Genomic DNA, 24,918 nt, shown 5'->3' with positions numbered 1-24,918 from the left:
GAGGGGTGGAGCGGTCAGCGGCACAGGGCCGCGTCCAGGGCGGCCGCCATGTGCTGCGCGCCGGCCTCGCCCGGGACGGTGGTGACGGTGATGGTGGCGGCGCGGCCGTCGTCGGTGACGCCGCCGCGGGTGCGGTAGCCGGGGGAAGTGCCGCCGTGACCCCAGGCCAGGCCGCCGCAGGAGAGCGGCCTGCTCTGCAGGCCCAGCCCGTAGCGGATCCCCGGGCCCAGGAGTTCGGCGGGGACGGTGGTGCGCATCTCGGCGAGCTGCGCCGGGGGCAGGAGCCGACCGCCGAGGAGCGCGGTGAAGAACGCGTTGAGGTCGGTGTTGGTGGAGACGATCGCCCCGGTCGCCCAGGCCATCGAGGAGTCCATGTCGGTGTAGTCGACCGGGGCCGCGTCCGGCGAGCTGCGGAAGTAGCCGTGGGGGTGGGCCTCGTGGATGGTGGTGTCGCCGGGGGTGGGGAAATAGGTGTGGCGCAGACCGATGCGGTCGATGACGCGTTTGGTGATCTCCTCGCCGACAGGCCGTCCGGTGACCTTCTGGACGAGGAGTCCGGCAACGACGTAGTTGGTGTTGCTGTACTCCCAGCTGGTACCCGCAGGGAAGCTGGCCTTCTGGGCGAGGGCGCCGTCGAGGAGGTCGCGGGGTTCGAAGTAGCGGTACTGGATGGGGGTGAAGTCCGCGAGGGCGGGGGCTTCCATGTAGTCGGGTAGGCCGCTGGTGTGCTGGAGCAGCTGGCGGACGGTGATGTTGCGTCCGTCGATGCCGTCGCCGCGCAGCAGCCCCGGCAGGTAGGTCTCGACGGGCGCGTCGAGGCCGATCTTCCCTTCGGCGACGAGCTGGAGGACGACGACGGCGGTGAAGGTCTTGGTGTTGCTGCCGGCGCGTATCTGCCCGTCGACGGGGACCTTGGCCCCGGTGGCGAGGTCGCCGACGCCGGCGGTGTAGGTGCGGGTGCGGCCGTCGCGGCCCCTGACGGAGGCCAGTGCGGCGGGCAGGCCGTCGTCCTTGACCAGTGCGTTCAGGCTCTGCTGGACGCTGTCCGGCTTGGCGCTGGCGAACGCCGCGGCCGGTGCCAGCACGCCGGCCGCCACGACGCCGGCGGCCACGGCCGCCACCGCGTGCCTGCCGCGGCGGTTTCGGCGGGCCGGGCTGTGCTGTGTGTGCTCGTTCACGGAGGAACTCCTCTGCTGAAGGGGGATTTGCTGGGGTGTGCGGGTTCCGCGCGCCGGGGCGTGCCGAGGCGTGCCGTGGCGCGCGGAAACCCGTTGGTGGTGCCGGTGCGGATTGCGGATTGCGAATGCTCAGGCCGGACCGGGGAGGGCCTGCGGGGTCAGCGGCACAGGGCCGCGTCCACCGTGGCCGTGATGTGCTGATCGGCCTGGTCGCCCGGGATCGCGGTCACCGCGATGCTGGCGGCGCGGCCGTCGTCGGTGACGCCCCCGGTGGTCTTGTAGCCCGGGATGGTCCCGCCGTGGCCCCAGTACTGGCCGCCGCACGACAGCGGACGGCTCATCAGTCCCAGCCCGTAACGGACGCCGGGACTCACCTCGTCGGCGGGGACGGTGGTGCGCATCTGGGCGAGCTGCGCCGGGGGCAGGAGCCGGCCGCCGAGGAGCGCGGTGAAGAACGCGTTGAGGTCGGTGTTGGTGGAGACGACGGCCCCTGCCGCCCAACCCCAGGACGGGTCCAGCTCCGTGTAGTCGCGGAGCGAGCCGTCGGCTTCCCGGTTGTAGCCCTTGGGGTGGGCCTCGCGGATGCCCGTGTCCCCGGGGGTGGGGAAGTAGGTGTGGCGCAGACCGATGCGGTCGACGATGCGCCGGTTGATCTCCTCGCCGAGCGGCCGCCCGGTGACCTTCTGGATGATCAGGCCGGCCAGCAGGTAGTTGGTGTTGCTGTATTCCCAGCTCGTGCCCGGGGCGAAGTGGGCCTTCTGGGCCAGAGCCGCGTCGAGGAGCTCGCGCGGTTCGTAGTACCGGTTCGGGCTGGTGAGGATGGAGTCCTTGTCCACGTACTCGGGCAGGCCGCTGGTGTGCTGGAGCAACTGGCGGACGGTGATGTTGCGTCCGTCGATGCCGTCGCCGCGCAGCAGCCCCGGCAGGTAGGTCTCGACGGGCGCGTCGAGGCCGACCTTTCCCTCGGCGACGAGTTGGAGGACGACGACGGCGGTGAAGGGCTTGGTGTTGCTGCCGATCCGCACCTGACCGTCGACGGGGGGCTTGGCCCCGGTGGCGATGTCGCCGACGCCCGCGGTGTAGGTGCGGGTGCGGCCGTCACGGCCCTTCACGGAGGCCAGCGCGGCGGGCATGCCGTCGTCCTTGACCAGTGCGTTCAGGCCCTGTTGGACGCTGTCCGGCTTGCCGCCCGCGAACGCCGCGGTCGGTGCCAGCGCTCCGACCGTCATCACGCCGGCGGCCACGGCGGTCACGACCGCCACCGCCCGGTGCCGGCCGCCCCGGCGGGAGCGCGGGAGGCGGCTGTGCGGTGCATGCTCGTTCACGAAGGAACCCCTCTGATGAATGGCGCCGGTGATTCCCGGCCTTGATCAAGAGGACCATTCAGGGGCAGGGGAGTTCGTCCGTATCCAGGACGAACCGCACCCGGGAGCTGGCTCCGGGAGCCGCCCCCAGCCAGGACCGTGCTCCCGGCGGTGCTCTTGTCGACCTTCCGGTGGAGCGGCTCTTCGAACGGGGGCGTGTTGTACTGCTGCGGTGGGCGCGGGAGGGCACCTACCGGGTGCTTGGGCCGGGAGGCCGGTGGGGCAGCATGGGTGACGGACACCGCCGGGATCCGAGGCACCTCCGCGCCTGCGCGGGCGCGCAGACCCGGCCGAACGGAAGACATCTTCGTGACCGATACCGCCGCCGCCGTCCTCGCCGAGCAGATCCGGGCCCGTCTCGCCGGGTACGAGCGCCGGTTCAGCGCGCTGTCCGAGCAGTACTTCCAGGACCTGGCTGCCGCCTTCGACGCTCCGTCGTTCAGCCGGTTCACCCCGGACTGCCTGGCCCTGCTGCGGGACCTGTCGCTGCGCGGCGGCAAGCGGATGAGGGTGGCCCTGCTCTTCGAAGCCGCCCGGCTGGTGACTGCCGAGCCCGTGGCGGGGTTGGACGACGCCGCGCTGAGCATCGAACTGCTCCAGACCCACGGGCTGGTCCACGACGACATCATCGACGACAGCCCCACCCGCCGGGGCGGGCCCTCCACCTACTACGCCTACCGGGGGCGGTTCCCCGACCGGCCGCAGACCGCGCTCGGGCTCGCCGTCCTCGCCGGCGACCTCGCACTCGCGCTGTCGCTCCAGGTCCTTCTTGATTCCCGGGCCCCGCTCCCGGTCCGACAGGCCATGGTCGAGGTGCAGACGCGGGCGGCAACGGCCACGTTCGTCGGCCAGATCATCGACCTGGAGCGGGACTTCACCGCGGACCCGGACGAGGAGGTGCTGCACGACGTGGCCGATTACAAGACCGCCCGCTACTCGGTCCTCGCCCCACTCCAGCTGGGACTGCTCGCCGCAGGCGTCCAGCCCGCCCGCCACGACGAGGAACTGCGCCGCTACGCCCGGCTGGTGGGGATCTGCGGGCAGCTGCGCGACGACTACCTGGACCTCTTCGGCGACGCGGGGACGATGGGCAAGCCCACCGGAACGGACATTCGGGAGGGGCGGCGCAACTACACCGTCCGCGCCGTCCTGGCGGCGGCCACCGACTCCGAGCGGACCATGGTGGAGTCCGCACTCGGCGACGGAGCCTGCACCGAGGAGACCATCGCCGCCATCCGCGACCTCGCCCACCGCCACGGCGTCCCGGAGCGGATGCGGGCGGACATGCGGCGCTTCGCGCACGCGGCCGCCACGGAGGCCGCAGCCTGGCGCCCCAGGTGGCGGGAGGAGGCCGTCGCGTTCTTCGAGTACCTGCCGAGGTGGAGCGTCGAGCGAGTCCGGTGAGGCGAGGTGAGGCGGGGTGGGATGAGGTGAGGTGGGCGAGCCGGGAATCCCACCCGTCCCTGACCGGCGGTCAGTTGGCTCCGGGCCCGACCTCGGTGGTGAGGACGAGCTTGCCGCGGGTGCGGCCCGCCTCGCCGCGGGCGTGAGCGGCCCCGGCCTGCTCCAGCGGGAAGGTCCGCTCCACCTCGACGGCGACCTCGCCGGCGTCGATCAGCGCGGCGATCGTCGTCAGCGCGGCGCCGTCCGGCTCGACCAGGAACGGGGTGACCTGCACGCCGGCCGCCTCGGTGGCCGCGGCCAGCTCGGGGGAGACGCCGGCCGGGATGGCGACCAGCAGGCCGCCGGGACGCAGGACCTTCAGGGAGCGGGTGCTGGTCAGGTCGTGGGCGTCGCCCACCAGGTCGATGACGACGTCGATGCCGGCGGTGGCGTCCTCGAAGCGGGTGCTGGTGTAGTCGATCACCTCGTCGGCGCCGAGCTCCTTGAGCCAAGGGTGGCGGGCGGCGCTGGCGGTGGCGATCACGTGGGCGCCCAGGTGGCGGGCGAACTGGACCGCGAAGTGGCCCACCCCGCCGGCGGCCGCGGTGACCAGCACCCGCTGGCCGGCCCGCACCTGGGCGGTGTCGACGACGGCCTGCCAGGCGGTCAGTGCCGCCAGCGGCACGGCGGCGGCGTGCACGTGGTCGAGCGTGGCCGGCTTGCGGGCGAACTGCCGGGCCGGGGCGGTCACGTACTCGGCGTAGGCGTTCGCGGCGCGCGGGAACCACGGCATGCCGTACACCTCGTCACCGGCCTTCAGCGTGGTCACGCCGAAGCCGACCTCCTCGACCACGCCGGACACGTCCCAGCCGAGCGTGAACGGCGGCTCACCCAGCAGGCCGGCCATGCCGGAGCCGTCGCGGGTCTTCCAGTCCACCGGGTTGATCCCGGCCGCGTGCACCCGCACCAGCACCTCCGTCGGCAGCGGCACCGGGCGCGTCACCTCGGCGACCCGCAGCGCCTCCGGCCCGCCGAACGTGTCCTGGACCACCGCGCGCATCGTGTCTGCGGACATGCGTCATCTCCCGAAGCATCAGAGTGTGGAAGGCCGTTCAGCGGCCGTTCCTTGATGCCGGCGACGCTATCCCCGCGGGTATGGTTACCTTCAAGGGCTAGTACTTCCCATCGGGAAGTGTCCTGGTGAGGAGAGTGAGCATGACGACCACCTGCCCCAGCGGCGAGCACTCGCAGCACGACGTCTACGCCGCCCAGTGCCCCTGCCGCATCCTGCTCGACCTGCTCGCCAACAAGTGGGCCGCCCTCGCCATCGGCGCCCTCGAAGACGGTCCCCAGCGGTTCGGTGAACTCCAGCGCCGCCTCCAGGGCGTCAGCCCCAAGGTGCTGACCCAGACCCTGCGCCGCCTGGAGGACTTCGGCATCCTCGACCGCACCGTGTACCCCGTCGTCCCCCTGCACGTCGAGTACTCCCTCACCCGCCTCGGCCAGAGTGCCGCGGTGCCGTTGAACGCGCTTCGCTCCTGGGTCGAGGACAACATCGACCAGGCGTTCCGCCCGGAGCCGGTCGCGGGGTAGCCCGGCATCGGCCACGACCGGCTCGCGCCGCGGAGGGGCCGGCCGGCACGCCGCTGACGGCGGGCTCGCGGTGGGGGCCTGAACTCAGGGCCGGCGCAGGCGGCGGCCCCGCTGGGTCTCCATCGCGCCGCGGGCGACGGCGCGGGCGTGGTCCTCGGCCTCCGGGTCGATGCCGAGCAGCCGGTTGTGGTGCAGGTGCACCAGGCCGGGCAGCTCCGACCCCCGGGGGGTGGCCGCGCGCAGCGCCTCGCCGTAGCGGGCGAGTGCACCGGCCCGGCGCTGCCAGCCGGCCAGCAGCTCGCCGCCGCCGGGCAGGGCGCGCAGGGCCGCCCGGTCGTCGGCGGGGTCGCTCAGCCGCACGGCCGCCGTCCGCAGGTCGCGCAGCTGGGTGTGGACGGCGGATCTGGGATAGGTGGTCAGCAGCCACTCCTCCGCCCGCGCGGCGCCCTCGGCGGTGTCCCCGTGGACGTGCCGGGCCAGGTCGAGCATGTTGAGGGCGCCCAGCAGCCTCGGGTCCAGGTCGAGCCGGCCCGCCTCCAGTGCGTCGAGCTGGGCGAGCACGGCCGCGCTGTCCGCGCCGAAAGCGTCCTCGGCGGCGGTGGTCGCGGCCGGGCCCCCGTAGCGCTCCCACTCGGGCTCGTAGGTGTCGAGCACCAGTCGCCAGGCCAGTCCGGAGCGGCGCAGTTCGGCGAACCAGTCGTGGCAGTTCGGCAGCAGTTGCCGGTTCAGCGCCGTCGGGTCGCCGTGGAAGCGCAGCCTCAGGTGCGGTTCGGGGTCGCGGTAGCGCAGGAAGAACCAGCGGTCCACCTCGGCGGGCAGTGCGGCGAGCAGGCGGGGCAACGCTCCGACGAGCAGTTCGTTCTGACGCCGCGTCGAGCAGTAGACCTTGGCGTAGAGCCACTCGCCGCCGGGCGGCTGGACGCGGAGCGCGGGCGTCGGGCGCACAGCGGGTCGGGGACGGGGACGGGGGCGCGGGATCGGCGCGTCGGCGAGCAGCGGGAAGACCACCTCCGCGGTGTGCGCGCCCGCCGGGCCCGACAGCCAGCCGTACGCGTCCTCGCCCGTCGGTGCCTCGCGCAGGACGGCGTCCGGCCACCGTGCGACGTCCTGGCGCAGCAGTCGGAGGTGCAGCCCGGCGGAGAGGTCGAGTTCCAGGCCGCGATCGGCGACGCAGAGCAGCACGTGGTCCGGTACGCTCCAGCGCTCCCGCCAGCGGTCGAACTCCAGCCGCCACTCCCGCTCCGGCATGGAGGTGTCGGCGAAGAACGGCGCGGACGGCCGCCAGCGGGCCGGGGCGAGCACGGTGCGTCCGTAGCGCACGCGCGGGGTGTACGGCGCCTGCTCCAGCGGGCCCCAGTCCCAGGTGAAGCCGGGCCGGACACCCGACAGGCGCAGCTCGCGCAGGAAGCGCCCCACGTTGCCGACCTGGGCCTGTGGGTTGAGCATGTTCCAGGCCAGCGGGACGATCCGGCGGCCGCTGCTCAGCCGCACCAGCTGGAGGCCGGTGAGGTCGGCTCCCACAGCGAGGTCGTCCAGCGGCACCGTGCCGGGGGCCGTGCGGTCGGCGAAGGCGCCGACCACGATCTGCCGGTCCAGCAGACGGCGGACCTGGTTGAGGTTGGCCGACCGCGACCGGGAGGCCCGCAGGACGAGTTGGGCGGTCTCGATGCTGTCGTCGCCAGTGCCGTCGTCAGTCGCGCTCTCGGCTTCCGCGCAGGCTGCCGCGATCCGCTGCGCGGCGTCCGGCAGCAGGTGGGAGAACCTGCCGATGGTCGCACCGGCGTGGTCCGCGCCGGTCTCCGGGGTCAGCCAGAGTCGGAACCGGCCGCGCGCCAACGCCTCGGCGGAGCCGGCCAGTACCCGGGCGTAGAGCTCCAGCGAGGCGGGCGGGGGCAGGTCGGTGTCGGGGCTGAGGCGCGCGAGCAGGCCGTCGTCGAGGACCACCTCGGATGCACCGGCCATGGCGGCGGCCTGGGCCAGCTCGATCCGCAGCGCGTCCGCGGGCGAGGGCTCGGGCCTGGCGGGCTGCTCGCGCTCGCTGGGCGGCATCAGGTAGCCGGCGGGCGCGCCGAGACCGCGGTCGGGGTCGAGCAGTTCGGTGAGGGGGACCAGCCGGTCGGTGCCGTAGCGTTCGACGAACTCGCCGTGGTACTGGGCCAGGTGGGGCGGCGCGCTGCGGGCGCGGGAGACCCGCCACAGTGCCTCGGCGGCGCGTTCGGCCTCGGCCGCCACCTCGGCGGGCAGCGTCACGTCGGCGTCCAGGGCCAGATCCACCTGGAGCCGGCGGTCGGTCTCGTGCAGGCGTCGCATCCGGCGCAGGACGGACGAGTAGTCGGTGCCGGGCCGGGCCGCGCCCAGTTCCCGATGGACGGCGGCGAGTTCCGCCCGCTCGGGGCCGGCGGGCAGGCGGTCCAGGACGTGCGCCAGCGGGTCGGTGGCAGTGGTCGGCGGGCGCAGGTCGGTGAGCAGGAACTCGCGCTCGACCAGCTGCCCCAGCAGGCCGTTCACACGGTGTTCCGGGGTGCCGGGGAACCGCTCGCACAGCCGACGGCCCAGCTCGGTGAACTGGACGGGCTCCGCCGTCAGTTCCAGTACGGCGCGCACGGCGGGGGTGTGGCGGATGGAGACCTCGATGACGGTCCGGCCGGCCGTGGGATCCGCGGCGTGGCGCTCGGGCACGTAGGGCAGGACGAGACGGTCGCCGCGGACGAAGGTGAGCTCGTTGGCGACGACCCGCAGGGCCGCCAGGGTGTCGGGCCTGGTCTCCAGGCCGGCGAGCAGCGCGCTCAGCCAGCCCATGTCGGGCCGGGCGACGGGACGGTGGGCGGTGCCGAGCCGTGCGCTCGCGTCACCGGGCTCGGGTGCGGGCGTGGCGGCCGTGGCTACTGCGGTCGTGGGTGCGGAGGTCGCCACCCGGACGGCGGCGACGCCGGCGAAGAGCCCGAAGGGTGTGGGCCGCGCGGCCATCCGGAGCTGGTAGCGGCTCAGCGAGAGCACGGCCTTGCGTAGGCGCTTCGGCTCGACGGCGCCTCCCTCCCGCACCTTGTCCACGAGACGTGCCAGCGACGGGCTGGCCAGGGCGACGGCGGCCCGCAGCTCGGGGTCGGCACCGAGTCGGGCGAGCTGCCGGGACAGCTGTTCCGGCTCGTCGGCCGCCGCGGCGGGAAAATCCGCGAAGGTTTCCTCGATGCGGTTCCGAGGAAGTACCGGAGCCCGCAACAATGCGGTGTCCGCGCAGCGGAACAATGGAGTTCCAGCCCCTCGGAAAGGTGCGGTTGCGGGCATGCGAGAGCTCCTTTTTCAAACCCCTGGAAAACCTGGGGAATTTCCCGTCCTGAATACCGCCCCGGGCGGGCCGAAAGCCCGCCCGGGGCGCTCTGCGGCGACGGCTCAGCAGTGGAAGCCGTGGCTGCAGAAGCAGGTGCCCAGCGACGGGTGCTGCACGGCAGCGGCCTCGTCGCCCTGGCTGACGGTCTCCTTCAGGTCCAGGTCGAAGGTGTCGAACTGAAGCTCGGCGTCGGCGAAAACAATGTTCTGCATGATTTTCTCCCTTTCGGAATCAGCCGGTCCGTCCGGCTCGTGAATGACGCTACGAGGCTTTTCGATTTCCGTCAACCGAAGCCCCGTGGGGAATCTTCCGAGATTTGTGGCAAGGTGTCTTCGGGCATGCCGAAACCACGATCCGAAAGAAGGACATGGCATGGAGAATTCCATGATGGAAAACCGGGGGAAAGGCGCCGTCGAGCGGACGGCGGAGGAGGCGGTGGAGTCGGTCGCGCGGCTGCTGCGCGATCCCGACCGGGCGCCCGGAGTCATGGCGGCCCCGGGGAACGCCGATCCGTACCTCGGGGTGAGCCCGTGGTCAGCGGCGTCGCTCGGCGACGGCTACCCGGGCATCGCGCTGCTGTTCGCCCGGCTGGCACGGCAGGACCGGTCCTGGCGTCCGGTGACGCACGCCCAGCTGTCTTCGGCGGTTTCCCTGCTGGGCGGGGGGAGCGCGGCGGACAGCCTCTACCAGGGCGCGCCCGCGCTGGCCTTCGCGGTCCGTACGGCGGTCGCCGGCCCGGGGGACTACGCCGGGCTGCTCGCGGCCCTGGACCGCCGGGTGGCGGAGCGGGTCCACGCGCTGCTGACGCTGGAGCGGGCCCGGCTGGCCACGGGGGAGCGGGGGCCGGCCATGGCCGCGTACGACGTCATCGGCGGTCTGACCGGGCTCGGCCGCTATCTGCTGGCCTGCGGTGACGGCCAACGGCCGCTGTTGGTCGCGGTGTTGGAGTATCTGGTCGAGCTGAGCCGGCCGCTGCGGATCGGTGGCCGCACGGTGCCCGGCTGGTGCGTGCCGGGGCCGCCCTCGCCCGGAGCGGATGCGCGGTTCCCCGACGGTCACCTCAACCTGGGCCTGGCGCACGGCGTTCCGGGGCCGCTGGCCCTGCTGGCGCTCGCCCGCCGCGAGGGAGTCGTGGTGCCGGGGATGGCCGAGGCCGCGCACCGGATGGCCCAGTGGCTGCTGGCACACCGCCGCCACGACGACGAGGGCGCTGGCGGCCCCGACTGGCCGGCCTCCCTCACCCCCGGGCACGAACACCGGCCCGGTGGGGACCGGCCCGGCGGAGTCGACGCCCCCCGGGCCAGGGCCGCCTGGTGCTACGGAACGCCGGGCGTCGCCCGCTCCCTGCAACTGGCCGGGCAGGCGTTCGACGAGCCCGACTGGGAGGCTGCGGCGGTCCGTGCGCTCCACGCCGTGCTGGACCGGCCGCGCGAGCGGCGGGGCCTGCACGACGCCATGCTCTGCCACGGCGCCGCGGGTCTGCTCCAAGTCACCGCCCGGGTGGCCCGGGACAGCGGTGACGCGCGACTGCTGGCCCGGCTCGGACCGCTGGCCGAGGAGGTCATCGCCCACTACGACCCCGAGGCCGCGTTCGCCTTCCCCTGCCCGCCCCCGCCCGGCGCGGTCACACCCGGCGCGGTCACACCTGGCACGGTCACACCTGGCACGGTCACACCTGGCACGGTCACACCTGGCACGGTCACACCCGGCGGGGAGCGGCCGACCTGGGCGCGCGACCGGGCAGGGTTCCTGGAAGGAGCGGCCGGCGTCGCGCTCGCCCTGGTCGACCACCTGGCGGGCGGTGCCGAGGAGGCCGGCGCCCTGCCGTGGGACGCCGCGCTGCTGCTCGCGTAGCGGCCGCCCCGGTGCGGGCGGGTCGGTGCGGTCTGCCGTCGGCGGGCCGCCCGGCCCGCCCGTTCGGAGCGGGTGTCGGGGCGCCTGCCCGAGCTGCGTGCAGGCGGAACCGGTCAGGATCATCGGAGGGTGTCTCGTTCTTCGGGGCACGTGAGATGCTGCCGCCGGTGCGCCGGTCAACCGGCGCGGGCGGTACGGGCGGTGCGGGCGAGTGGCGAACCACCCCGACCCCGGGCAGCACGGACTGCCGCCCGGATCAGGGCAGTTGGCGCACGTCGGGCCGGAGTCTCAGACGTGCACGATGGTGAGGGGAGTGCGGCGGTGACACGTACTATGACCGGGTTTCATCGCCCACCTCCCTCGGTTGCGCGCGGACAGGGCAGCGCCGGGCCCTCGTCGGACCCCTGCTGCCGGGTGGCGACACCCCTCACGTAAGAGCTTCGGCACTGCACGGCGTATCCCCACCCGAGCGGGCGGGAAGCCACTTCGGGTCACCCCTTAAGCCGAGGAGACCTGTCCTGACCCTGGGCGTCTCTCGACGTCGTCGGATCAGTGGCCTGTATCCGTGCAGACGCCTCACCGAACGAGGAGTCGCGTCGACAAGTAGACGCGCCCCCCGACCAGGGTGTCAAGCCGCTCCGACCCCCCGTCAGAACCGCCCGGACCGCCCGTCATCAGCACGTTTCCTCCGCGGCACAAACTGTTCGCCTGCGGCGCGGGCCCCGGTGGCCACTGACCGACAGAGGCCCTGCCGGAGGTGTCTCCGGCAGGGCCTCTGGCCTTCGGCGTGGGTCAGCTCCTGTGGCGGGGGAGCCGGTGGGACTCGACCGGTCGTCCGTCGGCGAGGTGCTCGGTGACGATGCGGCCGGCGACGGCCGGGTCGATCCTTCCGTACCAGACGTCGTCCGGCTGCACGCTGACGACGGGGGCCTGGTTGCAGGGGAACTGGCACCCCGTCTGGGTGACGAGCACGTCGTCGTCGCCGAGGCCGTGCTCGGTCAGCTTCTGTACCAGGGCGCGTAGCCCCTCCTCCGCGCCCTGGGCCGCGCAACGCGGGCCGCGGCACACCAGGACCTGGTGCCGGTGGCCGGGGACGTCCTCCCAGGCCGCGGACGTGAGGCCGGGCTCCTCGCCGGTGATGGCCTTCGTCACCGCGGCCACCGCGGGGACCGCGTCCGGTGAGTCGGCGAGGCGGGTCGCGACGAGGAGTTCGGGACGGTGGCCCGCGCGCTCGCGCCACCAGTGCGCCGCGATCCGCCGTAGCCAGGACTGGCCCGGGCCGGAAGCCGCGAGGCGGACGCCGATCACGACCACGGTCTCGGTGCCCGCGTCGGCCAGCCTGGTCAGCTCGGCCGACAGGGAGGGGTCCGCCTGCTGCAGGAAAGCGATCGAGGCCCGGTGCGACGCCGCGGTCCGGAGGAGTTCGTCACGACGGACGGCTTCCCCGATCGACATGCCGACCAGGAGCGTGGCACTGCGGCGGGCGGGTGCGCCCGGGGCGGGGAGGGTCATGGTGATGTCCCTTCGGGGAGCAGTCCGTTCCACCGGATGTGCGGCCTGTCGTGCCGGGGGTGTCGTTCCACGGTCACGTCGACGCCGTAGACGTGCGCGATCGTGGGCGAGGTGAGCACGTCGGAGCTGGGCCCGTGGGCGACCAGCCGGCCGTCGAGCAGGACGGCGACCTCGTCGCAGTAGGCGGCGGCGAGTTCGAGGTCGTGCAGCGCGGCCACCGTGGTGACGCCCAGCCCGCGCACGGCGCCGAGGAAGCCGAGTTGGTGGCGCAGGTCGAGGTGGTTGGTGGGCTCGTCGAGCAGGAGCACGCCGGGCTCCTGCACCAGCGCCCGCGCGAGCTGGACCCGTTGCCGTTCGCCGCCCGACAGCGTCGGCCAGGCCCGGTCGAGCAGGTGTCCGACGTCGGCCGCGGCAACGGCATCGGCGAACACGGACCGCTCGTGGGCGTCGGCGGCGGAGTCCATCGGCACGGGCCAGCGGCTGCGGTACGGCGTGCGTCCGAGCTCGATGACCTGACGGACCGGCAGCGACAACCGGGTGTCCGCCTGCTGCTCCATGAAGGCCACCCGTCGTGCTCGTCGGCGGGCCGTGAGGGCGTGGAGGTCCTCTCCGTCCAGGAGGACGCGCCCCGCGCTCGGCCGGGTCAGTCCGGCGACCGCGCGCAGCAGGGTGGTCTTCCCGGCGCCGTTGGGCCCGAGTAGGCCCGTGATCCGGCCGGGGGCGAACGCGAGCGAGACCGCGTCCAGCAGCGTGGCTCCGCCGATGCGCACGCGGAGCTCCTCCGCGCGCAGCTCGGCGGGCGGCGTCACGGTCACTGCGGTCCCCCCTCGGCCCGCCCCTGGCGCCACAGCAGCCAGGCGAAGAAGGGCGCTCCGAGTCCGGCCGTGATGACGCCGACGGGGATCTCCCGGTCGGGCAGGACCGAGCGCGCCACGATGTCGCTGCCCACCAGGAGGGACGCACCCACCAGTGCCGACACGGGCAGCAGGAGGGCGTGGCGCGGGCCGCAGACCAGTCGGACCACGTGCGGTACGACCAGGCCGAGGAACCCGATGACGCCGGTGTTGGCGACCAGGCACGCGGTCACCAGCGCGGCGGTGGCGACGAGGAGCCAGCGGGTGCGCTCGACGTGGACGCCGAGGGAGCGGGCGGCGGTCTCGCCGAAGGCGAAGGCGTCCAGGTCGCGGGCCGAGGAGGCCAGGACCGTGACGCCGACCAGCGCGACCGCGGTCAGGAAGACGGCGGTGGGCCAGCGCACGCCGGCGACCGAGCCGAGCGTCCACTCCATGACACCGCGCGCCGCGTTGCGGTCCCCGAGGACCAGCACGACGAACGAGGTGTAGGCCCCGCACATCTGCCCCACCGCGATGCCGGCGAGCACGGTCCGGGTGGTCGGTAGCGACCGGGTGCGGGCGCCGGCCAGTGCCAGGACGACGGCGGCGGCGAGCAGGGCACCGGCGAAGGCCGCCGTCGCCACCGCGCCGGTGCCCACGGCGCCGGTCACGCCGACGCCGAGGACGATCACGGTGACCGCGCCTGCGGCGGCTCCGTCGGAGATCCCGAGCAGGAAGGGATCGGCCAGGTCGTTCCCGGTCAGCGTCTGCAGCACCGCGCCGCAGACCGCGAGGCCTGCGCCGGTGGCAGCCGCTCCCAGAACCCGGGGCAGCCGCAACTGCCAGACGATCTGGTCGTCCAGCAGCGTGACGTGCTGGCCGCCCAGCCCGAGACGGCGCGCCACGACATCGATCACCGTCCGGACCGGCTCGGGTTGCGAGCCCACGGCCAGGCCGAGGAGCACGGTGGTCAGCAGCAGGGCCGCACCGATGGCCAGGGCCGCCGTCGCGCGGCCCGGACCGGAGGGCCGCACGACGGGGCGGGGTTCGGTGGTCATGAACCCGGGTGCAGCTGGCCCAGCCCTGCGGACACCCGGGCGGCACCGTCGGCGAGCCGCACGCCGGGAGTCGACTCCGAGAACGGCACCACCACGAAAGCCTTGCGCTGCACGGCGGTGAGCTTGCTCAGCACCGGGTCGTTCTCCAAGTAGTCGATCTTGGACTGGGCGGTGTCCCAGCCGGCGTCCGCGACCACGATGGCGTCCGGGTCCGCCGCGACGACCTTCTCCCAGCTCACGTTCTGCCAGCCACCGGGCAGGTCCCCGAAGACGTTGCGGGCGCCCACGGCATCGAGCACGAGCTGAGGTCCGCCGTGGCCGGCACCGACGAACGGCGACTTGGTGTCCGAGTCGTACCACAGGACCTTCAGACCCTTGCCCGCGGCCGTCGCCGTGAACTGGGCGAGCTGCTGCTCCTGCTGCTGCTGGATCGCGGCGGCCCGCTCCGTGACACCGAAGACCTTGGCGACGTCGTTCAGTTCACCCCACACCGCCTGCCAGGTCGTCGGCGGCACCTGGCTCTTGTCCGAGCAGCCGAACGGGGACAGGTACGACGGGATGCCCTGGCCGCGCAGCTCGTCCCGGCTGCCCGCGACCTTGTCGGTGAACGCGCTGGAGTAGGAGGCGTACAGGAAGTCGGGACGGGCCGCGAGGAGCTTCTCCTTCGTCGGGTAGTCCTTGGAGAGCACCGGGACGGAGTCGTAGGCCGCCTTCCACTTCTCCGGGACGGAATCGTCGAGGTAGGCGGTACCGGCCATGCGGGACTGCAGGCCGAGGGACAGGGCCACCTCGGTGGCACCCTCGTTGAGCGTCACCAGCCGGGCGGGCGGCGCGCCGACCGTCACGGTCGTCCCGCAGTTGTCCACGCTCACCGGCGCGGCACTTCCGGCCGCCCCGCCGGACGTGGCGGGCGCGGGGGCGCCGGTGCAAGCCCCGAGCGCGCCGGTGAACAGGACGGCCGCGACCACCCGGCCGACACGTATCGGACCTGTGGGACGAACGGAGCATATCGATCGAAACGGATACAGCAGACCGCTGGGCACGTGTTCTCCAAAACCCTCGTGGAACATGTCGCGCCGTGGCCGGTCTCCTGGCTTCCGCATCAACACGCCGCAGCCGACCTTCCCGGACGGCTCTTCCAGCCCGCCCAGTGGCCCTGACCGCTGGAAAAGCCGGTCAGCGAGGGCCGCGGAACTCCGCGGCAACAGTGGCGAGGGCCGCACCGGACTCAGACCGGTTTCCCGTACACCACGGCGATGGCAAGGTATCAGGCGTGGTCAGATCGGTGCTGACCGGCTCAAGGACGCCCACCGGCCACGCGAAGCGCCGGCAGCGGCAGTGTTTTGACGGAGGTGTGTGTTCGGCCTGCCGGCTTTCCAGCGCGCTGTCACGCAGTGGCGGTGGCAGCTTCGGTGGCTCCGCCAGTTGAGGGTGACTGGAGGGAGCAGGCCGAGATCCGGACCGCGAGCTCCTCGTAGTCGACGGGTTCGCCACACAGCCGGCGTACGGAAGCAAGGCCCAGGCTGGCCTGTCCGGTGGCCTCCACGAGAGCACGGGAAGCAACGTAGAAGCGCCACTGGCCGATGTCGAGCGGGTCGTAGTCGGCGTGGGTGAGCGCGGTATGGAGGGCGAAGACGTAGACATCCGCGTTGTAGGACTGCTCTGCGGCGTCACCGTCCTCGGGAGTCCAGGTGCGTCCGCGCAGCCGGGAGAAGCGAATCTCCGACAGCTGACGCTGCCCCCAGGCTTGGAGGTAGGCGCTGGTCTTGACCTCGATCCTGAGCCCGTCAGGCGTCAGGACATCGAAGCTGTCCCATTCCATGTTGCGTGCCACAGCGCCGACGGCGCGGTGGACCAGGAATTCCGCGAGCAGGCCCCGGGTGGTGTTGGTTCGCAAGTCGGGCATCGCGTAGCGCCAGAAGTCCAGCACCGTCCCGGCATCGGTGCCGCGGAAGGCCTCGTTGCCGTCGAGCGGCGCCAGTTCGGCCGGGGTGTGCCAGGCGTTGGGGGCGGCGGAGTCGGAGAGCATTCCCCCAGCCTGACACGGGCGCCGGACGGGGAGGGCGGTATCGGGGGCAGCGCTCAAAGTCCACGGCGCTGTGCCCTCGCGCCCTCCCGGGCTGGAGAGCTGCTGTTTCCGCAGGTCAGAGGCCTGATTGCTGCCTCGAAGTGCCGCGGTTCCTCGGCGGCCGCAAGCGCAGCTGCGGCGAGTCCGCAGGACTCGGTCTGTGCCCGTGTGTTACTGGGTACGGAGGGGATCGACGGGGGAGCGGATCGCGAGTGGCGAGAGGTCGGAGCCGGGGCGTGAGTGGTGACCTGCGGTATGACGATCTGGTGCGGCCGCTGCCGGAGTTGCTGAAGAGGCACGCCGAACGGTCGGCGGAGCGGGTGGCGTTCCACGACTTCTCGCGCGGCGTCAGCTACGCCGAGTTGGAGCGGCGGACCGGGCGGTTGGCCGGGTCGCTCGTGCGGGCGGGGGTCCGGCGCGGCGATCGGGTGGCGCTCTGCCTGGGCAACTGCGTGGAGCTGGTGGAGGGTTGCCTCGCGGTGCTGCGGGCGGGGGCGGTCGGTGTCCTGCTCAACCCCCGCTCCTCCGACGACGAACTCGACTACTACCTGCGGGACAGCGGCGCTTCGGCCATCATCACCGACCCCGCGCATCTCACGCAGCTCCACCGCCTCGGCCCCGCGTACCGCGGCCTGCACACCGTGCTCACCGGGGCGGGTCCGATCCCCTCGAACGCCCCCGACGGCACCGTCCTCTTCGAGGCCGAAGCCGAGGCCGCGACCGGGAGCGGGAGCGGGAGCGACGGGCCCGCGGCCCCCGACGACCTGGGGCTCGACGATCCGGCCTGGCTGCTCTACACCTCCGGGACCACCCACCGCCCCAAGGGCGTGCTCTCCACGCAGCGCAGCGCACTGTGGTCGGTGGCGGCCTGCTATGCGCCGGTCTTCGGGCTCTCCCCCGAGGACCGGCTGCTGTGGCCGCTGCCGCTGTTCCACAGCTTCGGGCACTCCCTCGCGATCCTGGGCACCACGGCCGTCGGCGCGAGCACCGCGATCGCCGGCGAACTGCCGACGTCCGGCGACCTGCTGACGCCCGGCGACCTGTGGCGCACGCTGCGCACCCCGAGCGCAGCCCTCGGCGGGCCGTTCACCGTCCTGGCCGGCGTCCCCACGACGTACCACCGGTTGATGTCCTCGGCGAAGGACACCCCGCTCCCCGCGCCGGGGCCCGGGCTACGGCTCTGCGTCACGGCAGGCGCGCCGTGCCCGCCCGAGCTGCGCGGGGCGGTGGAGGAGACGCTCGGCGCGCCGCTGCTCGACGTCTACGGCAGTACCGAGACGTGCGGCGCGATCGCGGTGGCCCGCCCGAACGGCCCCCGGGTCGACGGGTCCTGCGGACTGCCGGTACCCGGCGTCGAGGTCCGCGTCGTCGATCCGGACAGCGGCGTCGACGTCCTCGCGGGCGGCGAGGGCGAGATCTGGGTCAGCGGTCCGAATCTCATGACGGGCTACCACGACCAGCCGGAAGCGACGGCCGCCGCGCTGCGCGAGGGCTGGTACCGGACCGGGGACCTCGGCCGGCGCGCCGAACACGGCCACCTCGTCCTCACCGGCCGGGTCAGCGAACTGATCATCCGGGGCGGCGAGAACATCCATCCCACGGAGGTCGAGCACGTCCTGCGGGGTTGTCCCGGGGTGCGGGACGCCGTGGTCCTCGGTCTGCCGCACGCCGTCCTCGGCGAGGTCCCGGTCGCCTTCGTGGTGCCCGGCCCGGCGGGCCTGGACCCGCGGCTGGTGCTCGACGTCTGCCGCTCGCAGCTCGCGGAGCACAAGGTCCCCGTCGAGGTCCGCGAGATCGCGGCCGTCCCGCGCACGCCGTCGGGCAAGATCGTCCGCCATGCGGTGCTCAGCGACCCGGCTGCGGCGCCGGCCCCGGCCGGGGGTTCCCTGGCCCGTGGGCTGCTGTCGCTGCCCCGGGAGGAGCAGGAACGCGCGCTGTGCGAGAGGGTGTGCGCCGAGACGGCCCGGGTCCGCGGACGCGCGCCGGCGAGCGGGCCCGACGCGGGCGGTTCGTTCGTGGACCGATCGTTCACGGACGTCTCGTTCGCGGACAGTTCCTTCGCGGACCTCGGGCTGACCTCGCTCGGCGCCATCGAGCTGATCGACCGGCTCGCGGCGTCGACCGGGCTGAGCCTGCCGACGACGCTGGTCTTCGACCACCCCACCCCGGCCGCCGTCGCCCGCCACCTGCACACCGAACTGTTCGCCGCCGAGCCCGCCGAGCCCGCCGAGCCCGCCGTACACACGACCCCCGCACCGCGGACCGCCGAGCCGGAGGAGCCGTACGACCGGGACCCGGTGGTGATCGTCGCCATGGCCTGCCGCTACCCCGGTGGCGTGGAATCCCCCGAAGGGCTCTGGGAGTTGGTGTCGCAGGGCACGGACGCGATCTCGGACCTGCCGACCGACCGCGGCTGGGACCTCGCCGCCCTCTACGACCCCGACCCGGACCGGATCGGCACCTGCTACACCCGCAGCGGCGGATTCCTGCACAGCGCCGCGGAGTTCGACGCGGGCCTGTTCGGCATCTCGCCGCGCGAGGCGCTCGCCATGGACCCGCAGCAGCGGCTGCTGCTGGAGGTCACCTGGGAGGCGTGGGAGCGGGCCGGGATCGACCCGGCGTCCGTCCGGGACAGCGACACGGGCGTCTTCCTCGGGGTGATGTACGGCGATTACGCCTCCCGCTTCACCGAGCACGAACTGGAGGCCCACCTCGCCCTGGGTTCGGCCGGCAGCGTGGCCTCCGGCCGGCTCTCCTACGTGTTCGGCCTGCGCGGGCCCGCGATCACCGTCGACACGGCGTGCTCGTCCTCGCTGGTCGCCGTGCACCAGGCGGCCCAGGCGCTGCGCTCGGGCGCGTGCTCGCTGGCGCTGGCCGGCGGCGTCACGGTGATGGCGACGCCCAACCCGCTGGTCGCGTTCAGCCGCCAGCGCGCCCTCGCGCCCGACGGCCGGTGCAAGTCCTTCTCGGCCACGGCGGACGGCACTGCCTGGGCCGAGGGCGCCGGGGTGCTGCTGCTGGAGAGGCTGTCCGACGCGCGCCGCAACGGACACCCGGTGCTGGCCGTGGTGCGCGGCAGCGCCGTCAACTCCGACGGCGCGTCCAACGGCCTGACCGCTCCCAACGGCCGCGCCCAGCAGCGCCTGATCCAGCTGGCGCTGGCCGACGCCGGGCTGCGCGCGCACGAGGTGGACGCCGTGGAGGCGCACGGGACGGGCACCGCGCTCGGTGATCCCGTCGAGGCGCGGGCGCTGCTCGCCGGCTACGGCCGGGGCCGGGGGCCGGAAGGCCCTCCGCTGTGGTTGGGCAGCGTCAAGTCCAACCTCGGACACACCCAGGCCGCCGCCGGAGTCGCCGGGATCATCAAGATGGCCCAGGCCATGCGGCACGGCGAGTTGCCCAGGACCCTGCACGTGGCAGCCCCCACCCCGCACGTCGACTGGTCGGCGGGCCGGGTCGAGCTGCTGACCGCGGCCCGGCCGTGGCCCGCGCCCGCCGGCCGACCGCGCCGGGCGGGCGTGTCGGCCTTCGGCATCGGCGGCACCAACGCGCACGTGATCATCGAGGAGCCGGCCGCCGCCGACCGCGCCCCGCGGCAGGAACCCGCGCGGCCCCAGGGGCCGGCGATGCCAGCGGCCGTGCCGTGGCTGGTCGGCGGGGCCGACGAGGCGGCCCTGCGGGCCCAGGCGCGGCGGCTGGCCGACCACGTCGCCGCCCGGCCGGGCCTCTCGCCGGCGGACGTGGGCTTCTCGCTGGCGGTGTCGCGGTCGGCGCTCACGCACCGGGCGATGGTGCCGGCTGCGGACCGCGAGCGCATGCTGGCCGGACTCCGGGCGATCGCCGACGGCACGCCCGCCGACGGCACGTCCGGCGCCGGGGCGTTGACGCGTCTGGCCGACCCGCGCACCCGCACCGCCTTCCTGTTCACCGGGCAGGGCGCGCAGCGCACGCGGATGGGCGAGGAGCTACGGGAGGCGTTCCCCGCGTTCGCCGAGGCCTTCGACGAGGTCTGCCACGCACTGGACGGCGAACTCGACCGGCCGCTGCGCACGGTGATCCGCGCCGAGCCGGGCTCGCCGGACGCCCTGCTCGACCGCACGGACTTCACGCAGGCCGCCCTGTTCGCCTACGAGGTGGCGCTCTTCCGGCTGGTGGAGTCCTGGGGCATGCGGGCCGACTTCCTGGCGGGGCACTCCGTGGGCGAGTTGGCGGCCGCGCACGTCGCCGGAGTGCTGGACCTCTCCGACGCCGTGCGGCTGGTCGCGGCGCGCGGGCGACTGATGCGGGCGCTGCCCGACGGCGGGGCGATGGTGGCCCTCGACGCGGCGGAGCACGAGGTCCTGCCCGAACTCGCGGATGTGGCCGACCGCGTGGCGATCGCCGCCGTCAACGGACCGCGCGCGGTGGTGGTCTCCGGCGCGCGGGACGCGGTGCTCGCCGTCGCGGCGCGGTTCGAGGCCCGCGGCCGCCGCAGCACGCGGCTCAAGGTCGGCCACGGCTTCCACTCGCCGCTGGTGGACCCGGTGCTCGACGAGTTCCGCCGCGTCGCCGAGACGCTGGAGTTCCGGCCGCCGCGGATCCCGGTGGTCTCCACCGTGACGGGGTCTCGGGCGGCGCCGGAGGAACTGGGCTCCGCGGACTACTGGGTGCGGCACGCGCGGCTTCCCGTGCGGTTCGCCGAGGCCGTGGAGTGGCTGGGCGCCAACGGCGTCGGGGGCTTCCTGGAACTCGGCCCGCAGCCCGTGCTCACCGCGTATGCGCAGGAGTGCCCGGCCGTCCAGGACGGCGGCCCGGAGTTCCAGGACGGCGGCGGCCCGGTGTTCGCCTTCGCGGCCCGTGACGGCGAGCGGGAGCCGGACACGCTGCTGGCGGCCGTGGCCCGGTTCCACGTGCGCGGCGTCGGCGTCGACTGGCCCGCGGTGTTCGCGGAGCGCGGGCTGCGGCGCGGGCTGTGGCGGGTGGAACTGCCGACCTACGCCTTCCAGCGCCGGAGGTACTGGCTGGACCCACCGCGCCCGGCCGGGGCGGGTCCAGCCAGTACCTTCGGCGAGCATCCGCTGCTCGGCCCGCCGTTCGAGGTGCCAGGCACCGGGCACACGGTGCTCTCCGGCCTGCTGTCGGCGGGCGCCCAGCCGTGGCTCGCCGACCACGTCGTCGGCGGGGTGCCGCTCGTGCCGGGGACGGCGTTCGTCGAGATGGCCGTGCGCGCGGGCGACGCGGCCGGCTGCGGCACGCTGGAGGAGCTCGTGATCCTGCGGCCGCTGGCCCTGCCCGCTGCGGGGGTACGGGTCCAGGTCGTGGTGGGGGCGGTGGACGACTCCGGCCGGCGGTCCGTCGAGATCCACGCGCGACCGGTGGAGGCCGCCGAGGCCGCCGAGCCCGCCGAGCTAGCCTGGACGCCGCACGCCACCGGCCTGCTCGCCCGCACGCCCGAGCCGGGGACGGTACCGGAGGGGCACGGCCTGACGCAGTGGCCGCCGCCCGGCGCCGCGGAGATCGATCCCGCCGGCGCCTACGAAGCCGCGGCGGGGCGCGGTCTGGCCTACGGGCCCGCGTTCCGCGGCGTGCGCGCGCTGTGGCGGCGGGGTGCGGAGGTGTTCGCGGAGGTCCGGTTGCCCGAGCCGTGGACGGCCGAGGCGGACCGGTACGGCATCCACCCCGCGCTCCTGGACGCCGCCGCGCACGCCTCGATGCTCGCCGCGCACGCCCCGGGAACCGGCCCGGGCGGGGGCGCGGACGCGGGCGGGGGCGCGGGTGGCGCCCGGGTGCCGTTCCAGTGGAGCGGCGTGTGCCTGCACGCCGCCGCGGCGTCGACGGTGCGGGTGCGGATCGCGCCGGTCGGCGAGGCAGGCCCCGCCTCGGAAGGCGGCGCGTTCTCGATCACGCTCGCCGACCCGGCGGGCCGCCTGGTGGCCCGCGTCAACTCCCTCTCCACCAGGGAACTTCCGGCCGGACACCGAGACCCCGGGCAGGACATCGCCCAGCGCACCCTGCTGCGCCCCGACTGGGTCCCCGTCGCACTGCCCGGCCGGGCACCGCAGTCGGCGGGCTGGACGGTCCTCGGGCCGGACCAACTGAACCTCGGCGCCTTCGTCCCCCTCGCCGGCCCGTCCTCACCCACGAACGGCCCGACCTCATCCACAGCGGGCGCGGACGCCGCCGCCCCGCCCCGCCACCTGGCGGTCACCGCCGTCGGATCGGAATCGGAAACGGACCGCGACCCGCTGGCCGACGTCCACCTGCTGACCACGCGGGTGCTCAAGGCCCTACAGGACTGGCAGGACGATCCGGCCACCGCGGGCTCGCAGCTCGTGGTGGTGACGCGGAACGCCACCGCACCCACGCCGGACCTGGCGGGAGCCGCGGTCTGGGGGCTGGTGCGTACGGCGCAGTCGGAGCTGCCGGGGTGCGTGGTCCTGATCGACGTGGACGAGGACCCCGCCTCCCTGCGCCTGCTGCCCGCGGCGGCCGCCAGCGGCGAGCCCCAACTCTCCCTGCGCGCCGGGCGGGCGACGGTGCCACGGCTGGTCGGCGTCCCGGCGGCGGTCCACCCGCCTGAGCCCCGGCCGGCCGAGAGTGCCCAGCCCCGCCGCTCCGGAGCCTTCGACCCGGACGGCACGGTGCTGATCACCGGCGGCACCGGAGCACTGGGCGCGGACCTGGCCGGGCACCTGGTCGACGCGTACGGGGTCCGCCACCTGCTGCTGACCGGGCGGCGCGGCCCGCACGCACCGGGCGCCGACGCCCTGCGCGCGAGTCTGGCGGAGCGGGGCGCGCAGGTCAGGATCGTCGCGTGCGACGTGGCCGACCGGGCCCGGCTCGCCGAGCTGATCGAGCAGTGCGACCCCCCGCTGACCGCCGTCGTGCACGCCGCCGGGGTCCTCGACGACGGGGCGCTGGCCGCGCTGTCCCCGGAGCGGCTGGCGGCGGTCCTGCGGCCGAAGGCGGACGCGGCCTGGCACCTGCACGAGTTGACCCGCGACCGGGGCCTGTCGGCCTTCGTCCTGTTCTCCTCGATCTCGGGCGTGCTGGGCCGGGCGGGCCAGGGCAACTACGCCGCGGCGAACTCGTTCCTGGACGCGCTCGCCCAGCACCGGGCCGCGGCCGGCCTGCCCGCCGTCTCGCTGGCGTGGGGCATGTGGGGCCACGACGCGGGCATGGCAGCCCAGTTGACCGAGGGCGCGGGGCACCCGAGGCCCGACGACGTGGTCCGGGCGTTCACCCCCGCCCAAGGACTGACCCTGTTCGACGCGGCACTGCGGACGGGAGCCCCCGTACTCGCGCCGGTCCTGCTCGACCGGGCCGCGCTGCGCACCGCCGCAGGGCAACTACCGGCGCCGCTGCGCGACCTGGCGCGCCACGGTCGGCCCGCCGCCGAGGCGCAGAGCGGCGCGACCGAACCACCGCCGGGCGCCCGGGAGGGCTCGGAGCCCGGGGCGTGGCGCACGCTGCTGGCCGGGCTGCCCGCCGAGGAGCGCGGGGCCGCGCTCACGGAACTGCTGCGCGGCGACGTGGCCGCGGTGCTCGGCTACTCCGGCGCGCAGGACCTGCCCGCCGGCAGGACCCTGGCCGAGCTCGGCTTCGACTCCCTGACGGCCGTCCAGTTCCGCAGCCGACTGAGTACGGCCCTGCGCCTGCGGCTGCCCGCGGCCCTCGTGTTCGAGCACCCGGCGATCGAGGACCTCGCCCGTCACGTACTCGACCTGCTCGACGACCTGCTCGACGACCTGCCCGACAACCTGCTCGACGACCTGCCCGACGGCACACCGCGTGAGCGCCCCGGCCTCCGGCCCGCACCGCCCACCGGCCGTCCCGCGCAGACGCTCGCGGCGCTGTACCGCGCGCTCTGCGAGCAGGGCCGGCCGGCGGCCGCGATGCACCTGGTGGTCGCGGCGTCCTCGGCCGCCGCGACGTTCGGCGCCGACGACGCCGCGGAGCACGCCGTGCCGCCGCTGCGCCGGGCCCGGGGTCGCGCCGGCTCCCCGGTCGTGGTCTTCTTCCCCGACCACCGTCCGCTCCCCGCATTCCCGGGAGGCGGGTTCGCGGCCCTGCACGCCTGCTTCGAGGGCGAGTTGGAGGTCCTGGAGTTCCCGCACCCGGGCATCGGCGCGGGGTGCGCCGTTCCGGCCGACCGGGAGACGCTCGCCCGCCTCCACGCCGAGACGGTGCTGCGGCACGTCGGTAACCGGCCCGTCGTCCTGGTCGGTGCTTCCGCCGGGGGCGCCGTCACGCACGCCGTGACCCGGCGCCTCGAACTCAGGGGATCCGCTCCCCTGGGACAAGTGCTGATCGACACGTATCTCGTCCACCAGGGCAACCACTCCACGGACTGGCTGACCGCCCTGGCCGCCCCACCGGCCCCGTACCTCGCCGCCGCGGACGTGAGCGCGGACGGGTCCACCGGCGACGAGGACGCCGCCGTCGCGGCCATGGGCGCCTACACCGGGCTCTTCCTGGACTGGCGCCCGGAGCCCGTGGACACCCCGACCCTCCTCATCGGCGCCGCGCGGCCGACCCCGCTGATGGCGGCGCGCGCGGACGGCGACTCCTGGCGCACGTCCTGGCCGCTGCCACACGAGCGCGTCGAGGTGCCCGGCAACCACCTCTCCCTGGCACGAGAGGACGCCGCCACCACGGCAGCCGCGATCCGCACCTGGATCGACTCCCTCACCCACCCCGGCACCCCGCCGGAGGCCACCACCCGGTAGAGACAGCCAGCGCCGTCCGCGCGCCGTTCCTTGTCCAAC

Annotated in this window: 14 protein-coding genes and 2 riboswitches; of the genes, 4 read left to right on the top strand and 10 right to left on the bottom strand. The window is 74.4% G+C overall.

The window, feature by feature from the left end; all coding sequences use genetic code 11:
• Window positions 1-14 precede the first annotated feature (14 nt).
• Entirely contained in the window at window positions 15-1,178 is a 1,164-nt protein-coding gene (locus A6F73_RS35115) for a serine hydrolase domain-containing protein (RefSeq protein WP_063352376.1), read from the bottom strand.
• A gap of 158 nt (window positions 1,179-1,336) precedes the next feature.
• Window positions 1,337-2,407: a serine hydrolase domain-containing protein gene (locus tag A6F73_RS35110; RefSeq protein ID WP_079136625.1), complete on the bottom strand. Its 1,071-nt coding sequence runs from the start codon at window positions 2,405-2,407 to the stop codon at window positions 1,337-1,339.
• A gap of 444 nt (window positions 2,408-2,851) precedes the next feature.
• Here A6F73_RS35110 and A6F73_RS35105 point away from each other — a divergent pair, with 444 nt between their 5' ends.
• A complete protein-coding gene (locus A6F73_RS35105; protein WP_063352374.1) occupies window positions 2,852-3,946 on the top strand; it encodes a polyprenyl synthetase family protein in 1,095 nt (364 codons plus the stop codon).
• Between the two features lie 70 nt (window positions 3,947-4,016).
• On the opposite strand, the gene A6F73_RS35100 is transcribed toward A6F73_RS35105, so the two are convergent.
• The gene (locus A6F73_RS35100) at window positions 4,017-5,000 is read right to left on the bottom strand and encodes an NADP-dependent oxidoreductase (RefSeq protein ID WP_063352373.1); all 984 of its coding nucleotides are present in this window, start codon (window positions 4,998-5,000) and stop codon (window positions 4,017-4,019) included.
• A gap of 140 nt (window positions 5,001-5,140) precedes the next feature.
• Between A6F73_RS35100 and A6F73_RS35095 the strand changes: the two genes are divergently transcribed.
• Window positions 5,141-5,518: a helix-turn-helix domain-containing protein gene (locus A6F73_RS35095; RefSeq protein ID WP_063352372.1), complete on the top strand. Its 378-nt coding sequence runs from the start codon at window positions 5,141-5,143 to the stop codon at window positions 5,516-5,518.
• 84 nt (window positions 5,519-5,602) lie between these two features.
• Here the strand turns inward: A6F73_RS35095 and A6F73_RS35090 are convergent, their stop codons facing one another.
• The gene (locus A6F73_RS35090) at window positions 5,603-8,737 is read right to left on the bottom strand and encodes a lantibiotic dehydratase (RefSeq protein WP_063352371.1); all 3,135 of its coding nucleotides are present in this window, start codon (window positions 8,735-8,737) and stop codon (window positions 5,603-5,605) included.
• Between the two features lie 171 nt (window positions 8,738-8,908).
• Window positions 8,909-9,058: a hypothetical protein gene (locus A6F73_RS41965; RefSeq protein WP_159398704.1), complete on the bottom strand. Its 150-nt coding sequence runs from the start codon at window positions 9,056-9,058 to the stop codon at window positions 8,909-8,911.
• A 160-nt stretch (window positions 9,059-9,218) separates the two neighbouring features.
• Here A6F73_RS41965 and A6F73_RS35085 point away from each other — a divergent pair, with 160 nt between their 5' ends.
• Window positions 9,219-10,700: a lanthionine synthetase C family protein gene (locus tag A6F73_RS35085; protein WP_159398703.1), complete on the top strand. Its 1,482-nt coding sequence runs from the start codon at window positions 9,219-9,221 to the stop codon at window positions 10,698-10,700.
• A 417-nt stretch (window positions 10,701-11,117) separates the two neighbouring features.
• Window positions 11,118-11,295: riboswitch (M-box (ykoK) riboswitch) on the bottom strand.
• Window positions 11,296-11,492: 197 nt separating this feature from the next.
• Here the strand turns inward: A6F73_RS35085 and A6F73_RS35080 are convergent.
• From A6F73_RS35080 to A6F73_RS35060, 5 genes are all read right to left on the bottom strand, one after another.
• Window positions 11,493-12,212 (bottom strand): (2Fe-2S) ferredoxin domain-containing protein, encoded by a 720-nt coding sequence (locus tag A6F73_RS35080; RefSeq protein ID WP_079136529.1) that lies wholly within the window; start codon window positions 12,210-12,212, stop codon window positions 11,493-11,495.
• A complete protein-coding gene (locus A6F73_RS35075; RefSeq protein WP_079136528.1) occupies window positions 12,209-13,027 on the bottom strand; it encodes an ABC transporter ATP-binding protein in 819 nt (272 codons plus the stop codon). Before A6F73_RS35075 ends, A6F73_RS35080 begins: the two co-directional genes overlap by 4 nt.
• Complete coding sequence (locus tag A6F73_RS35070) at window positions 13,024-14,103, bottom strand: iron chelate uptake ABC transporter family permease subunit (RefSeq protein ID WP_063352369.1); 1,080 nt, start codon at window positions 14,101-14,103, stop codon at window positions 13,024-13,026. Before A6F73_RS35070 ends, A6F73_RS35075 begins: the two co-directional genes overlap by 4 nt.
• The gene (locus tag A6F73_RS35065) at window positions 14,100-15,071 is read right to left on the bottom strand and encodes an ABC transporter substrate-binding protein (protein WP_208869249.1); all 972 of its coding nucleotides are present in this window, start codon (window positions 15,069-15,071) and stop codon (window positions 14,100-14,102) included. Before A6F73_RS35065 ends, A6F73_RS35070 begins: the two co-directional genes overlap by 4 nt.
• 94 nt (window positions 15,072-15,165) lie before the next feature.
• Window positions 15,166-15,371: riboswitch (cobalamin riboswitch) on the bottom strand.
• A 119-nt stretch (window positions 15,372-15,490) separates the two neighbouring features.
• On the bottom strand, window positions 15,491-16,132 hold the full coding sequence (locus A6F73_RS35060) for a hypothetical protein (protein WP_063352368.1): 642 nt from the start codon (window positions 16,130-16,132) through the stop codon (window positions 15,491-15,493).
• Between the two features lie 275 nt (window positions 16,133-16,407).
• Between A6F73_RS35060 and A6F73_RS35055 the strand changes: the two genes are divergently transcribed.
• Complete coding sequence (locus tag A6F73_RS35055; RefSeq protein WP_244293818.1) at window positions 16,408-24,879, top strand: type I polyketide synthase; 8,472 nt, start codon at window positions 16,408-16,410, stop codon at window positions 24,877-24,879.
• Window positions 24,880-24,918: the final 39 nt, after the last annotated feature.

It is taken from the genome of Streptomyces sp. MJM8645, assembly GCF_001625365.1.
Lineage (GTDB): Bacteria > Actinomycetota > Actinomycetes > Streptomycetales > Streptomycetaceae > Kitasatospora.
Note: the sequence above shows the minus strand (reverse complement) of the source record. Positions and strands in the feature narration are given on the sequence as shown.